Origin of the sequence: Pseudomonas sp. PA27(2017) (assembly GCF_001945445.1) — a bacterium.
In the GTDB taxonomy this organism is placed as follows: domain Bacteria; phylum Pseudomonadota; class Gammaproteobacteria; order Pseudomonadales; family Pseudomonadaceae; genus Aquipseudomonas.
On the sequence record NZ_MSXW01000054.1, the window covers coordinates 23,899 to 37,136 of the forward strand.

Consider the following 13,238-nt stretch of genomic DNA (forward strand, 5'->3'; position numbering starts at 1 on the left):
GCTCAGGCCAGCCACGACCAGAACGGATGTGCAGGGAGATCACCAAGATGAAAGCCAGCCAGTACGTTGCCAGGCAGCCTGACGCGAACGGCTTCATTGACTACAGCGAGGTCGAGCATCGCACCTGGCAGACCCTCATCGAACGCCAACTCAAGGTGATCGAGCCCCGCGCCTGCCAGGAGTATCTTGACGGCATCGACAAGCTCGCCCTGCCCCGTGACCGGATTCCCCAACTGCCGGACATCAACCGCGTGCTGCAGGCCGCCACCGGCTGGCAGGTCGCCCAGGTGCCGGCGCTGATTCCCTTTCAGCGCTTCTTCGAACTGCTCGCCAACAAGCAGTTTCCGGTGGCCACCTTCATCCGCACGGTGGAGGATCTGGACTACCTGCAGGAGCCGGATATCTTTCACGAGATCTTCGGCCACTGCCCGCTGCTGACCAATCCCTGGTTCGCCGAATTCACCCATACCTACGGGCGCCTGGGGCTGGCCGCCAGCCCGCAGGAACGGGTATTCCTGGCACGCCTGTACTGGATGACCATCGAGTTCGGTCTGGTCGATACCCCGGCCGGCCGACGCATCTACGGCGGCGGCATTCTCTCCTCGCCCAGAGAAGCGGTGTATTGTCTATCCGGCGAGCCGGAGCACCAGCCGTTCGACCCCTTGGAGGCGATGCGCACGCCCTATCGCATCGACATCCTGCAGCCGCTGTACTTCGTGCTGCCGGATCTGCAACGGCTGTTCGCCCTGGCGCAACAGGACATCATGAGCCTGGTGCACGAGGCCATGGTGCTCGGTCTGCATGCACCGAAATTTCCGCCCAAGGCGGCCTGACAACCTGCTCACGATCTGCTGCGCGGCGGCACTTCTGCGCCAGCCAAGCCCGGGCGAGGCGCCGCCGCCAGATGCTCATCTACCACCTGTGAACTCGAGGAAACCCCATGACCGCACTGTCCAAAGCCACTTGCGAAGCCTGCAGCGCCGATGCGCCCAAAGTCAGCGAGGCCGAACTGGCACAGCTGATCAAGGAAATCCCGGACTGGAACATCGAGGTTCGCGACGGCGTGATGCAGCTCGAGCGCGCCTATGCCTTTCGCACCTTCAAGCATGCGCTGGCCTTCACCAATGCGGTGTGCGAAATCGCCGAGAGCGAGAACCACCACCCGTCCCTACTCACCGAATGGGGCAAGGTCACCGTCACTTGGTGGAGCCATTCGATCAAGGGCCTGCACCGCAACGATTTCGTCATGGCAGCACGCACTGACGAGCTGGCGAGGGTGGCCGAAGGGCGCAAGTGAGATGCCCCGTAAACGGGAAAAATTCGCTCGCGTACGCACCGAGCTGGTGCCTTTCACTGCTCCGAAAAACCGAAAGACCGTTCGTCGGAAAAAATAAACCTTAAATATCATATAGATATAAAACAACCTCAGAGATCACTGGCGCGCTTCCTGCTTGCCATCACCGGCATAGTTCCCTAGGGTTGTTCGCCATGTGGTCCTTGATTGCCCCTATCAGCTCGTTGCTGGGTGGGGTCGCGTTACTCCTCCTCGGCAACGGTCTGCTCAACACCCTACTGACTCTGCGTGGCGTCGCCGAAGGCTACTCCACCGGAATGCTCGGCCTGATCATGTCCGGGTACTTCGTCGGTTTCCTGCTCGGCACCTGGCTGGCGATTCCGCTGGTGCGTCGCGTTGGGCATATCCGTGCCTTCTCCTTCTGCGCCGCCCTGGCCGCCATCACCGCCCTGCTCCACGTGCTGATCGTCGACCCCTGGGTGTGGCTCGGCCTGAGGGTGCTCTACGGCCTGGCGTTGGTCAGCCTGTACATGGTCATCGAGAGCTGGCTCAACGCCCAGGTTCCCAACGACAAGCGCGGGCAGATGTTCGCCGTGTACATGGCGGTCAACCTAGGCGCCCTGGCGGCCGCCCAGCAACTGCTGAACCTGGCCGACCCGGCTGACTTCCTGCTGTTCGCCCTGGCGGCGATGCTGATCAGCGCAGCGCTTATGCCCATCACCCTGACCCGCCAGGCGCAGCCCAACGTGCCCGATACCCTGCACACCAACCTGGGTGCCATCGTCGGCATCGCGCCGCTGTCGATTGCCGCGGCCGGCCTTTCCGGCCTGGCACTGGGTGCGTTCTGGGGCATGGCGCCGGTGTATGCCAGCCTCAACGGCTTCGACGCCGCCGGGGTCGGCCTGATGATGAGCGCGACCATTCTCGGTGGCGCGCTGCTGCAATGGCCGATCGGGCGCTTTTCCGATACCCACGACCGGCGCTGGGTGCTGTTCTGGGTGGTAAGCGCGGCGGTCATCGTCGCCCTGGTGATGAGCTTGCTGCCCGCTGGCCGCCCGTTGCTGGGATTGATGTTCCTGTTCGGCGGGCTGTCTTTCGCCACTTACCCCATCGCCGTGGCGCAGCTGATCGACCAGTTGCACAGCGACGAAATCCTTTCCGGCTCCAGCAGCCTGCTGATGGTCAACGGCATCGGCTCGGTATGCGGCCCGCTGCTCGCCGGCCTGCTCATGCAATACAGCGGCGCGGCGGCATTGCCGCTGTACTTCGCCGCCACCCTGGGCTTGCTGGCGGCCTACACCTTCTATCGCCTGCGTCACGTCAGCGACCTGGTCGCCGGTGAACAGGCGCACTTCGTGCCGATGCTGCGCACCAGCCACACCGTGCTGGAGCTGATGCCCGATGCCCCGCCGTCTGCGGATGACGTCGATTCGGACAACGATCACACCGGTGACGAGCGGGAGCCCGTCACCACTTCGTCGTAGGCACACGCACGCCTACATAACAGAGGCGCCAACAAGGTGCCCGTTTTGCTCGCCGGTCGATGCCGGCGCTTTGACAGGGAGACAGCCCATGCTACTTGCTACCGATCTCGATGGAACCTTTCTGGCCGGTGATCCCGAGGATCGCCTGAGCCTCTACCAAACCATCGCCGCCCACCCGGAAATCCAGCTGGCTTACGTCACCGGGCGCAGCCTCGAAGCGGTCCTGCCGCTGCTCGCCGACCCCACCCTGCCGCAACCGGACTTCATCATCGCCGACGTCGGCGCCACCTTCGTGCATGGCGACAGCCTGCAACCGATCCAGCAGCTACAGGGCCGGGTCGACGCCCACTGGCCCGGCGAAAGCCAGGTCGCCCAGGCACTGGAAGGCTTCGGCCTGGAACGCCAGGACGTGCCTCAGGCGCGCCGCTGCTCGTACTTCTGCACGCCCGAGCAGGCCGCCGATCCGGCCTTGGCTCAGGTCGCAGAAACGCTAGGTTGCGATCTGCTGTATTCCGCGGATCGCTACCTCGACTTTCTGCCCAAGGGCGTCAACAAGGGCACCAGCCTCAAGGCGCTGGTCGACTGGTTGGGGCTCGATGACGGCGAGGTGCTGGCCTGCGGCGACACCCTGAATGACCTGAACATGCTCGACGGCACCTACAAGGGCGTTTGCGTGGGCGAATCCGAGCCCAACCTGATCAAGGCCACCGAGCATCAGTCGTGGATCCTGCATGCGGACCGCCCCGGCTGCGGCGGCATTCTGCAGGCCTTCGTGCATTTCGGCTTTCTTGGCGAGCACGGCATCGCCGCGGAGAAACGCACCGCCACCAAGCCGGGTCGCGCCGAGCTGGTGATGGTCTATCACCGCCTGCCCTACGAGGAACATCGCGGCGCGGACGGCAAGGTGCAGCGCCGCCGCCCCACTTCGCCCAACGGCATCATCCCGACCCTGATGAGTTTCTTCGGCGACTCTCGCCCGGGTTCCTGGGTCGCCTGGGCCGTTGACGAAGGCGGTGACGAGCCGTTCGAAACCCACACCACCGTGGATGCCGAGCGCTACCCGAAACTCACCGCTGCCCGGGTGGCGCTGAGCAAGCGGGAAGTCGACATCTTCTACAAGCGCTTCTCCAAGGAAGCCTTCTGGCCGACGCTGCACACCTTCTGGGAGCGCGCGCGCTTTGACGAGGATGACTGGCAGGTGTTTCTCAAGGTCAACCGCGCCTTCGCCGAGCGCACCGCCAAGGAAGCCGCGGAAGGCGCCGTGGTGTGGCTGCACGACTACAACCTGTGGATGGTGCCGGGCTACCTGCGCGAACTGCGCCCGGATCTGCGCATCGCCTTCTTTCACCACACCTACTTCCCTTCGGCGGACGTGTTCAACGTGCTGCCGTGGCGCCGGCAGATCATCGGCAGCCTGCTGCAGTGCGATTACATCGGCTTTCATATCCCGCGCCAGGTGGAGAACTTCGTCGATGTGGCCCGTGGCGTCACGCCGCTGCAGACCATCAGCCGGCAGAACTGCGCGCCGCGCTTCGTCACCTACGGCTGCGCCGTTGGTTTGGAGCGCATGACCACCGCGGTGGACACCGGCAGCCGGGTAGTCAAGCTCGGCGCACACCCGGTCGGCCTGGATATCGACCGGGTACGCAACGCCCTGGCCCAGGACAAGACCCGCGAGCAGATGGCCAACCTGCGCGAGGAGCTGAGCGGCATCAAGCTGATCCTGTCGGTCGAGCGCCTGGATTACACCAAGGGCATCCTGGAGAAACTGCAGGCCTACGAGCGCCTGCTGGCCGACAACCCGGAGCTGCACAAGAAGATCACCCTGGTCAGCATCTGCGTACCGGCAGCGCGCGAGATGACCATCTACGACGAATTGCAATCGCAGATCGAACAGGCGGTGGGACGCATCAACGGCCGCTTCGCACGGGTCGGCTGGACGCCCGTGCAGTTCTTCTTCCGCAGTTTCCCATTCGACGAGGTGGTGGCCTGGTACGCCATGGCCGACGTGATGTGGATCACCCCGCTGCGCGACGGCCTCAACCTGGTAGCCAAGGAATTCATCGCCACCCAGGGGCTGACTGACGGCCAGGGCGTGCTGGCGCTGTCGGAGTTCGCCGGTGCCGCCGCCGAGCTCAAGGGTGCGCTGCTGACCAACCCCCACGACACCGCCGACCTGGCGCAAACCTGTTACCTGGCGCTGAACATGCCCAAGGCCGAAGCTCGTGCCCGGCTGCGCGAGCTGTTCGATATCGTCAGCTACAACGACATCCGTCGCTGGGGTGACGAGTTCCTGGCTGGCGTCGCCGAGCCGGAGCTTGAGGCGGAAAATGTCCTGCGCCTGGCGGCTGGCTAACCACCAGTAGCCTGGCGTCGAGCGAAGCGATACCCAGGGCAAGGATCTGCAGCCAGAAGTGTGCAGCTGCTAAGACACCGCCCCTGCGCATCGCTTCGCTCAGCAGCAGGCTACGGTCTGTCGTGATGACGAACTGATATGCTGCGCGCCATCGCAAGTACGAGACGCGCAGCATGAACGACATCCTGATCATCGGTATCGGCGCCGGTGACCCCGATTATCTCACCACCCAGGCGATTAAGGCCCTCAACCGCGCCGACGTGTTCTTCATCCTCGACAAGGGCGAGGCCAAGGACAAGCTGATCGCCCTGCGCCGCCTTATCCTCGATCGCTATATCGCGCCGGGCCGCCAGTACCGCGTTCTGGAAGCCACCAACCCGGAGCGCGAGCGTGACGTGGCGAACTACGACGCCAGCATCGACAGCCTCAATCGCGACAAGCAGGCGGTGTTCGAGCAGTTGCTCGGCCAGCTGCAAGAGGGCGAAACCGGCGCCTTTCTGGTCTGGGGCGACCCGTCGCTGTACGACAGCACCATGCGTATCCTCGATGGCGTGATCGCTGGCGGCCGGTCCCTCGCCTACGAGGTGATCCCCGGCATCACCAGCGTGCAAGCCCTCACCGCGCGTCACCGCATTCCCCTCAACCAGATCGGCCGTGCCGTGCAGATCACCACTGGCCGCCGCCTTCGCGAGGGCTGGCCCCAAGGCGTGGACAGCGTGGTGGTGATGCTCGATGCCCAGGACAGCTATCGCCAGGTGATCGACGAAGACCTGCACATCTACTGGGGCGCTTACGTCGGCACGCCGGACGAGATCCTGATCGCCGGCAAGCTGGCCGAGGTGGCCGAGCAGATCGCCACGACCCGCGCGGCAGCGCGTGAAGCCAACGGCTGGATCATGGACAGTTATCTGCTGCGCCGTGGCGGGCGGGAGGCCTGATCGCGGACTCGCGGATATCGACCGTCTGCAGCCTGTCGCTTGGCTGTTCGACCGCTACAAGGCAGGAGCAGACTCTCAAACCAACCTGTGGGAGCCCCGACCTCGGGGCGAAACGATTGCAGCCTGACTGCCTATTTCGGCGGTGCCTGAGCGATTCGCCGCGAGGTCGCGGCTCCCACAATGGATCGGATAACGGCCGCTCCCGCCACGTAGCGGCCGGTCAGGCGACTTTTGTTTCGAGCTGGCCGATCAAGAAGATTCGCCTCAGCAGCGCTCGCGAAACAGCGCCTGGTGCTCGCGGCACTGTTCGGCCGAGAGCATGAACACGCCGTGGCCGCCGCGGGCGAAGTCCAGCCAGGCGAAATCCACTTCGGGATACAAGGCCTCGACGTGTACCTGGCTGTTGCCCACCTCGACGATCAGCAAGCCTTTCTCGGTCAGATGATCGGCCGCTTCGGCGAGCATCCGTCGCACCAGGTCCAGCCCATCGTCGCCACAGGCCAAGCCCATTTGCGGCTCGTGCTGATACTCGGCCGGCATGTCGGCGAAATCCTCGGCGTCCACATAAGGCGGGTTGGAGACGATCAGGTCGAAGCGCTGACCCGGCAGGCCGGCGAAACCATCGCCCTGTACGGTATAGACGCGCTCGTCGAGCCCGTGACGCTCGATATTGCGATTGGCCACTTCCAGCGCCTCGAAGGACAGATCGCCGAGCACTACTTCGGCGTCGAGGAACTCATAGGCGCAGGCGATGCCGATGCACCCCGAGCCGGTGCACAGGTCGAGGATCCGCGCGGGTTCGCCGGCCAGCCAGGGACTGAAACGCTGCTCGATCAACTCGCCGATCGGTGAGCGTGGCACCAGAACGCGCTCGTCGACGATGAACGGCAAACCGCAGAACCAGGCTTCGCCCAGCAGGTAGGCGGTGGGCACCCGATCTTCGATACGGCGCTTGAGCAGGGTTTGCAGATGCTGGTGCTCGTCGTCTTCCAGGCGGCAATCGAGATAGCCGTCGGCGAGTTCCCAAGGCAGGTGCAGCGCGCCAAGCACCAATTGCCGGGCTTCGTCCCAGGCATTGTCGGTGCCGTGCCCGAAGAACAGCTCTTCGGCCTGAAAACGGCTCACCGCCCAACGAATGTAGTCACGCAGCGTGCGCAGGCGGGTGTTCAGGGCTGGGCGGGCATCGGTCACAGAATGGCTCCGGGCAAAAGGCGTTAGTTTAGCAGGCCGGCCCAGGCATTCCAGCGCCCGACAGAGGATTGCCAGCCCTTCGCGCGCCTCCGCACCCTGGCAAGCTGAAACGATTTTGCTGGCACCACTGCGCTCGCAGGCAGCAATACAACCAACAGAGAGGTTCACAGCAGCGTCGTAGAGGCGGACAATATGCACCGTTAACCGCGCCAGCAAGGAGTCGTACATGTCGTCCCACCCGCAAACGTTCTATCAGCTCACCGGCCGTGGCCATGCCCCCGCCAACCTGAGCAATGCGACCCTGCTGGTCATCGATGCACAGGAAGAATATCGCAGCGGCGTGGTGAAGCTGCCCGGCCTCGATGCTGCGCTGGTGGAGATCGCCAAGCTGCTGGACGCCGTGCGCGCCCAGGGCGGCGCCATCGTGCACATCAAGCACCTGGGCATTCCCGGGGGCCTTCTCGACCCGCGCGGCCCGCGTGGCGATCACCTGCCTGAAGTGGCCCCGCTGCCCGGTGAGATCGTCGTCGAGAAGCGCATGCCGAACGCCTTTTCCGGCACCGAGCTGCACGAGAAGCTGCAATCCCTCGGCCACCTGGATCTGATCGTCTGCGGCTTCATGACCCACTCGAGCATCAGCACCACCATCCGCGCCACCAAAGATTACGGCTACCGCTGCACAGTGGTGGACGCCGCCTGCGCCACCCGCGACCTGCCGACCCCCGACGGCAAGGTGATCAGCGCCGCCGACATGCATCGCGTGGAAATGATCGCCCTGGCCGACAACTTCGCTGCCTGGGTGCCGGACGCCAACGCTCTGCTGTAAAACGCCCTGCGCCGCATTGTTTTGAACCCGCTACTACACTGCCAGTCATAGCGAGAAGATCCTTCAAGGAATTAGCGCATGAAGCAAACAGACGGTTTCAAGGCCAGCCAACTACGCCCCAGGCGCCCGGGCAGCTTGCGGTTGCGCTTCGCCGCTTACCTGACGGCGCTCATCGCGGTACTCGGCATTCTGCTCATGATGGCGGGCGCCTCGACCATGCTGGGCCGCCCGCCGGCCTTGGGCAACCTCAACGATTCGACCACCGACGCCAGCGTGCTGCTGGTGCTCGGGCTGTTGCTGTTCTGGGGCGGCGTGGTGGGATGGCGCAAATCACGTCGCCGCATGCGTCAGCGCAAGGCCGACCTGGCGATGTCTCCGCAGCTGATGAAGAAACGCGACTGACCCGCCCTGCGCCGCTTGGTAAACTGGGCGCCCGTGCGGAGGCCCCATGCAAGACGACGACCTTTCCCTGTTCAAAGCCCAGCTGCAAGGCGTGAAGCCGATCAAGCACGATCGCGCCGACACCGGTAAGCCGAAGAGCGATCGTGCGCGCCTGGCCACCTTGCGCCAGGCAGCCACGCAACGTACCGACACCATCAAGGTCGATGGCCTGTCCGATCAGTTCGTCATCGACGTCGGCGCCGAAGACGCGCTCTTCTGGGCGGGCAACGGCGTGCAGGACGGCCAGATGCGCAAGCTCAAACTCGGCCAGATTCCCTTCGACGGTAGCCTCGATCTGCACGGCATGAGCGTCGAGAAGGCCCGCGACACCCTTTGGGAGTTTCTCGCCGAAGCCACCAAGCTGGAAATCCGCTGCGTGCGGGTGACCCACGGCAAGGCGGTACGCATCGATGGCCGCAAGCCGATGATCAAGAGCCACGTGAACACCTGGCTGCGCCAGCATCCGCAGGTGCTGGGTTTTGCCTCCTGCGTGGCCAAGCACGGGGGCACGGGGGCGGTCTATGTGATGCTCAAGCGCACCATGATGGATGGTCGTGACGACTGATCGCTCGATCGCCTTCCCCACGAAGCGCTGATCGCAGCGCATAAAAAACCCGGCGCCAGGCCGGGTTTTTCAGTACAGCGCAGAGCTGAATCAGGCCGGCGCTTTGGCGCGGGACTTGTACTCGCCGGTACGGGTATCGATCTCGATCCAGTCGCCGATTTCGCAGAAGTCGGCAACCTTCACTTCGGTACCGTTGTTCAGCTTGGCAGGCTTCATCACCTTGCCGGAAGTGTCGCCACGAGCGGAACCTTCGGTGTAGGCCAGCTGACGCACGATGGTGGTCGGCAGGTCGACGGAGATTACCTTGCCTTCGAAGAACACGGCTTCGCAGACGTCGTTCATGCCTTCTTCGATGAACGGCAGAACGCTTTCCAGGTCTTCGGCGCGCAGCTCGTAAGAGTTGTACTCCGGATCCATGAACACGTAGTCGTCGCCACTGATGTAGGACAGGTTCACTTCCTTGCGCTCAAGGATGACCGGCTCCATCTTGTCGTCGGCTTTGTAGACGGTTTCGGTCTTGGAGCCGTTGATCAGGTTCTTCAGCTTCATCTTGACGATGGCGCTGTTACGACCGGACTTGGTGAACTCGGCCTTCTGGATCAGCCATGGCTGGCCATCAATCAGGGCCACGCTGTTAGGCTTCATTTCTTGTGCGGTTTTCATACGAATATCCGGATCTGAATGGATTTACAAAATTCGAGGCCGCGTATCATAGCCAATTTCGGTAAAACTGCACCAGCGCTGCGGCAAGATCTGCACGTACCGCCTGGCGCCTGGCCCATGCCCGTGCGTGGGCGGCCAGCTCCTCGGCGCATTGCAGCCAGGCCTCCCAGCCCGGCGCCATGTCCTCTCCCGCGTTCCAGGCCTGCCACACGGCGCGCAAAGCCGCCTGGGCCTCGCCTGAAAGCCCTTGGCAGTAAAGGGCCATGAAAGCGTCGAGCTTTTCCAGGTGCGCATCGTCCTGCTGCGGGTAGATGTGCCAGACCAGCGGCCGGCCCGCCCATTGCGCACGCACGAAGGAATCCTCGCCGCGCACCAGGTTGAGGTCGCAGCACCAGAGCAACGCGTCGTACTGCTCCTGCTGCATGAAGGGCAGCAGCTGCACGCTCAAGGCGCCGCGCCGTATGACCTGACCCGGCTCGAGCGGCGAGCCTGCCCAATGCTGCAAGTCGCCAAGAATCCGCCCCTCCGGCACCAGCAGATGGGTCGGGATATCAGCGCCCGCCAAGGCATCCAGCCAGCTCTCTAACGCAGCGTTTTCATAGGCAAACAGGGAAACCAAGCGGGCATTGGCGCCAGGGCTGACGCCTAGCGAAGCGAGAAACCGCGCGCGCGCCTCGGCGCTCCCCTGCAGCCTGTCGCGCGCAGCGAGCAGCCCGCTCTCGCGCAGCAGCCCGCCCGTGCCGGCGGTAAAGCCTGGAAAGAAGAAAAACTTCTGCAGGCCGCTGCCCTGCATCGACGGCAGGCCGTGGCAACCCTCGACCCAGCTCTCGGCACTCAGGTATTCCAGATTCAGCCAGAGCACGGGCCGCGTGCGCGCGGCCATCGCCGCCACGTAGTCGTCTGGCAGATCGCATGCGAAGGCTTCGATCACCACATCCGCTGGCTTGACAGCCTGCCAGGTCTGCGGCCAATGGCGCACCTCGACCCCGCTCAGTAGCTGGCAATCGGAATCAGCATCGGCCTGCGGGCAGATACGCGCCAGCGCCGCCAGATCATCGACCCACAGACGCACTTCAGCGCCCTGCTCGGCCACCAGCTGCCGAGCCAGACGCCAGGTCACGCCGATATCGCCGTAGTTATCGACGACGCGGCAAAAAATGTCCCATTTCATGGCCGCACGCCCCTCATTCGATGCTTTTCACCTTCAGGCCTGAAGCCCACCTTCGCGCTCCCGGGCGTCCATCGTCATATCGACCACCGGCTCGGCGACCTCGACACCGGGCACTACGTCGGAAAGGTCCTCCATACGCTCGTGCTCGAGCGCGCCCTGGACCAGGTCCTCGGTCACCCGCAGCTCCGCACCCACCATCGAGGCGGGCGTCGCCGGCTCGAATGGTGCCACAGGCTGCGGCGCCGGGCGCAGCTTGCGACGCCAGAAGAACAACAGCACCAGGCAACCGTTGAGCAGGCTGAAGGCCAGGAACAAACCGGCGTCGCCGTGGTGCTCCATCAGCGGCGAAATCATCAGCGGGCTGATCGCCGAGCCCAGGGAATTGATCAGCAGCAGCCCCTGCACCATGCGCACCAGCGCGCCAGCCGGCGCCCGGTCAGCGGCATGGCTGACCGCCACCGGGTAGACGGCGAACACCCCGCCCCCCAGCAGGAACAGCAACACCATGAGCAGCAGCGGCGATGACGGCAGAATCATGATCGCCAGCGAAATCAGCAGGCAGAACAGGCTCAGCACGATCAGCACGCTCTGCCGATCATGCTGGTCGGACCAGCGCCCCACCGGGTATTGCAGCAGCATGGCGCCGAGAATCACGCTGGCCATCATCTGCCCGACCTCGCTGACGCTCATGCCGACGCGCTGCAGGTACAGCGGCAGCAGCGAATAGACCGCCGCAATGGCGATGCCGGAGCCGAAGCAGCCAATCACCCCGGTTGGGGTCATGCGGATCAACTGATGGGGCAGCAGCGGTTCGACCTTTTCCACCAGCGGCGTGACCCGCGGAATGATGCCCATGGGCAGCACCGACAACGACGCCAGGAGCCCCGCCACCATGAACGGCGCGGTTTCGCCCCAGGCATCGATGGCGCCAAGCTGCAGCTGGCCAAGCATGCCGGAGCCGTACAGCGCCATCATGTACAACGCCAGCAGGCGACCACGCACCTTCTGGTCGCCCGCCAGGAGCATCCAGCTTTCGACGACGAGAAACACCCCGAGAATCGACCAGCCGGCGATCAGCCGGAAGACGAACCAGGCCCAAGGGTCGAAGAACAGTCCCTGCAACAACACGCTCACCGCCGTCAGCGAAGCGAAACTGCTGTAGGCGCGGATATGGCCGATGCGCAGGATCAGCCGGTCATTGAACAACGCCCCCAGGGTCAGGCCGATGAAATAGGACGCCGACACGATACCGATCACCGTCGCCGACACCCCGGCTGCGTCCAGGCGCAGCGTGGTCAGCGATGATATGAAGCCGTTACCGATACTGATGATGAACAAACCGAGCAAGGGCCCCAGCGCCATGCCAAGCAATTGCGACATAAAAACCTCGAAGCGATGACGCCGAAGGAGGCGCATCGAGAAAAGAGTGCTGTTGCCGTTAAGCGCAATCTACGCTGCACAGACAGATACGACGGCATGACATGCTCGCGTACCTTGATGCATCAGTAAAAAAGCCACGAAAGAAACGCGGACGCCAAGAAATCAAAGCCTCGGAACCGTATGGCTTTTTGACTCTTGATCTTGTTGGAAGGCGGGAGTTGAAACGATGAAGCCTGACGGGAGCAGGCTGCCCCATCAAACGCGGCGGACGATACACGAGCCAATCAGCCTAGACAATCGGGCCACCCTCAAGCTCGCCCGTAAACGCCGGAGATTCATCAACATCACGTACGAATTAGCGTACGACACGAGCATCTCCAAGAGGCCAAGCATCATGCAAATACTCACCGCCAGTAAAGCACGCACCAATCTGTATCGCCTGATGGATCAGTCCGCGGAATCTCATCAGCCGATCATGATCTCGGGCAAGCGCACCAACTCCGTCCTGGTCTCGGCCGAGGACTGGCAAGCCATCCAGGAAACGCTATACCTGCTGTCTGTTCCGGGCATGCGCGAATCCATCAAGGAAGGCGTGGAAGAGACGGTAGACGACTGTGCCAAAGAACTGGATTGGTGACTTGGCAGCTCGCATTCACAAAACAGGCTCAGAAAGACGCCAGGAAGCTTGCTGCGGCAGGCTTGAAGGACAAGGCCAAGGCCTTGCCGGATGTGGTACAGGTGAACCCCTTCCAGAACCCGCCGCCCTTCGAGACGCTGGTGGGCGACCTGTCCGGCACCTACTTGCGGCGTATCAACATCCAGCACCGGCTCGTTTATCAGGTGCTGCAGGATGAGCACGTGGTCAAGGTGCTGCGGCTCTGGATCCACTACGAATAAGCGCTTTCGACACTTCTTCGACAGCTACCCGA

The 13,238-nt window shown here is 63.5% G+C and carries 14 protein-coding genes; 10 read left to right on the forward strand and 4 right to left on the reverse strand.

Going from position 1 to position 13,238, the window contains the following annotated elements:
- Nucleotides 1-26 precede the first annotated feature (26 nt).
- The 5 genes from phhA (at nt 27) to cobF (ending at nt 6,072) form a co-directional block, all read left to right on the forward strand.
- Nucleotides 27-833: a phenylalanine 4-monooxygenase gene (gene phhA, locus BVH06_RS19865; RefSeq protein ID WP_256562822.1), complete on the forward strand. Its 807-nt coding sequence runs from the start codon at nt 27-29 to the stop codon at nt 831-833.
- A gap of 107 nt (nt 834-940) precedes the next feature.
- The gene (locus BVH06_RS19870) at nt 941-1,297 is read left to right on the forward strand and encodes a 4a-hydroxytetrahydrobiopterin dehydratase (protein ID WP_075935240.1); all 357 of its coding nucleotides are present in this window, start codon (nt 941-943) and stop codon (nt 1,295-1,297) included.
- Between the two features lie 191 nt (nt 1,298-1,488).
- The gene (locus BVH06_RS19875) at nt 1,489-2,778 is read left to right on the forward strand and encodes an MFS transporter (RefSeq protein WP_075935241.1); all 1,290 of its coding nucleotides are present in this window, start codon (nt 1,489-1,491) and stop codon (nt 2,776-2,778) included.
- Nucleotides 2,779-2,866: 88 nt separating this feature from the next.
- The gene (gene ggpS / locus BVH06_RS19880) at nt 2,867-5,134 is read left to right on the forward strand and encodes a glucosylglycerol-phosphate synthase (protein ID WP_075935242.1); all 2,268 of its coding nucleotides are present in this window, start codon (nt 2,867-2,869) and stop codon (nt 5,132-5,134) included.
- A gap of 173 nt (nt 5,135-5,307) precedes the next feature.
- Nucleotides 5,308-6,072, forward strand: a complete 765-nt coding sequence (cobF, locus tag BVH06_RS19885) for a precorrin-6A synthase (deacetylating) (protein ID WP_075935243.1) — start codon at nt 5,308-5,310, stop codon at nt 6,070-6,072.
- A 264-nt stretch (nt 6,073-6,336) separates the two neighbouring features.
- On the opposite strand, the gene prmB is transcribed toward cobF, so the two are convergent.
- The gene (gene prmB, locus BVH06_RS19890) at nt 6,337-7,242 is read right to left on the reverse strand and encodes a 50S ribosomal protein L3 N(5)-glutamine methyltransferase (RefSeq protein WP_075935262.1); all 906 of its coding nucleotides are present in this window, start codon (nt 7,240-7,242) and stop codon (nt 6,337-6,339) included.
- A gap of 247 nt (nt 7,243-7,489) precedes the next feature.
- On the opposite strand from prmB, the gene BVH06_RS19895 reads away from it, so the two are divergent.
- The 3 genes from BVH06_RS19895 to BVH06_RS19905 all read left to right on the forward strand — a co-directional run bounded on the left by BVH06_RS19895 (nt 7,490) and on the right by BVH06_RS19905 (nt 9,095).
- Entirely contained in the window at nt 7,490-8,089 is a 600-nt protein-coding gene (locus tag BVH06_RS19895) for a cysteine hydrolase family protein (RefSeq protein WP_075935244.1), read from the forward strand.
- A 78-nt stretch (nt 8,090-8,167) separates the two neighbouring features.
- On the forward strand, nt 8,168-8,491 hold the full coding sequence (locus BVH06_RS19900) for a hypothetical protein (RefSeq protein WP_075932446.1): 324 nt from the start codon (nt 8,168-8,170) through the stop codon (nt 8,489-8,491).
- Between the two features lie 46 nt (nt 8,492-8,537).
- Complete coding sequence (locus tag BVH06_RS19905) at nt 8,538-9,095, forward strand: Smr/MutS family protein (protein WP_075935245.1); 558 nt, start codon at nt 8,538-8,540, stop codon at nt 9,093-9,095.
- A 90-nt stretch (nt 9,096-9,185) separates the two neighbouring features.
- On the opposite strand, the gene efp is transcribed toward BVH06_RS19905, so the two are convergent.
- The 3 genes from efp to BVH06_RS19920 are packed head-to-tail and all read right to left on the reverse strand — an operon-like array spanning nt 9,186 to nt 12,309.
- The gene (gene efp / locus BVH06_RS19910; protein WP_013791768.1) at nt 9,186-9,758 is read right to left on the reverse strand and encodes an elongation factor P; all 573 of its coding nucleotides are present in this window, start codon (nt 9,756-9,758) and stop codon (nt 9,186-9,188) included.
- A gap of 46 nt (nt 9,759-9,804) precedes the next feature.
- Nucleotides 9,805-10,929 carry an elongation factor P maturation arginine rhamnosyltransferase EarP gene (gene earP, locus BVH06_RS19915; protein ID WP_075935246.1) on the reverse strand — a complete coding sequence of 375 codons (1,125 nt, stop codon included), beginning with the start codon at nt 10,927-10,929 and terminating at the stop codon, nt 9,805-9,807.
- 33 nt (nt 10,930-10,962) lie between these two features.
- A complete protein-coding gene (locus tag BVH06_RS19920; RefSeq protein WP_075935247.1) occupies nt 10,963-12,309 on the reverse strand; it encodes an MFS transporter in 1,347 nt (448 codons plus the stop codon).
- Between the two features lie 394 nt (nt 12,310-12,703).
- Between BVH06_RS19920 and BVH06_RS19925 the strand changes: the two genes are divergently transcribed.
- Nucleotides 12,704-12,946 carry a type II toxin-antitoxin system Phd/YefM family antitoxin gene (locus tag BVH06_RS19925; RefSeq protein ID WP_075935248.1) on the forward strand — a complete coding sequence of 81 codons (243 nt, stop codon included), beginning with the start codon at nt 12,704-12,706 and terminating at the stop codon, nt 12,944-12,946.
- Entirely contained in the window at nt 12,943-13,206 is a 264-nt protein-coding gene (locus BVH06_RS19930; protein WP_075935249.1) for a Txe/YoeB family addiction module toxin, read from the forward strand. The genes BVH06_RS19925 and BVH06_RS19930 overlap by 4 nt, the downstream gene beginning before the upstream one ends.
- Nucleotides 13,207-13,238: the final 32 nt, after the last annotated feature.

What these genes read in the sequence shown, in the direction of transcription:
- phhA (WP_256562822.1), top strand. Translation starts at nt 27, where the DNA reads ATGTGCAGGGAGATCACCAAGATGAAAGCCAGCCAGTACGTTGCCAGG.
- BVH06_RS19870 (WP_075935240.1), top strand. Translation starts at nt 941, where the DNA reads ATGACCGCACTGTCCAAAGCCACTTGCGAAGCCTGCAGCGCCGATGCG.
- BVH06_RS19875 (WP_075935241.1), top strand. Translation starts at nt 1,489, where the DNA reads ATGTGGTCCTTGATTGCCCCTATCAGCTCGTTGCTGGGTGGGGTCGCG.
- ggpS (WP_075935242.1), top strand. Translation starts at nt 2,867, where the DNA reads ATGCTACTTGCTACCGATCTCGATGGAACCTTTCTGGCCGGTGATCCC.
- cobF (WP_075935243.1), top strand. Translation starts at nt 5,308, where the DNA reads ATGAACGACATCCTGATCATCGGTATCGGCGCCGGTGACCCCGATTAT.
- BVH06_RS19895 (WP_075935244.1), top strand. Translation starts at nt 7,490, where the DNA reads ATGTCGTCCCACCCGCAAACGTTCTATCAGCTCACCGGCCGTGGCCAT.
- BVH06_RS19900 (WP_075932446.1), top strand. Translation starts at nt 8,168, where the DNA reads ATGAAGCAAACAGACGGTTTCAAGGCCAGCCAACTACGCCCCAGGCGC.
- BVH06_RS19905 (WP_075935245.1), top strand. Translation starts at nt 8,538, where the DNA reads ATGCAAGACGACGACCTTTCCCTGTTCAAAGCCCAGCTGCAAGGCGTG.
- efp (WP_013791768.1), bottom strand. Translation starts at nt 9,758, where the DNA reads ATGAAAACCGCACAAGAAATGAAGCCTAACAGCGTGGCCCTGATTGAT.
- earP (WP_075935246.1), bottom strand. Translation starts at nt 10,929, where the DNA reads ATGAAATGGGACATTTTTTGCCGCGTCGTCGATAACTACGGCGATATC.
- BVH06_RS19920 (WP_075935247.1), bottom strand. Translation starts at nt 12,309, where the DNA reads ATGTCGCAATTGCTTGGCATGGCGCTGGGGCCCTTGCTCGGTTTGTTC.
- BVH06_RS19925 (WP_075935248.1), top strand. Translation starts at nt 12,704, where the DNA reads ATGCAAATACTCACCGCCAGTAAAGCACGCACCAATCTGTATCGCCTG.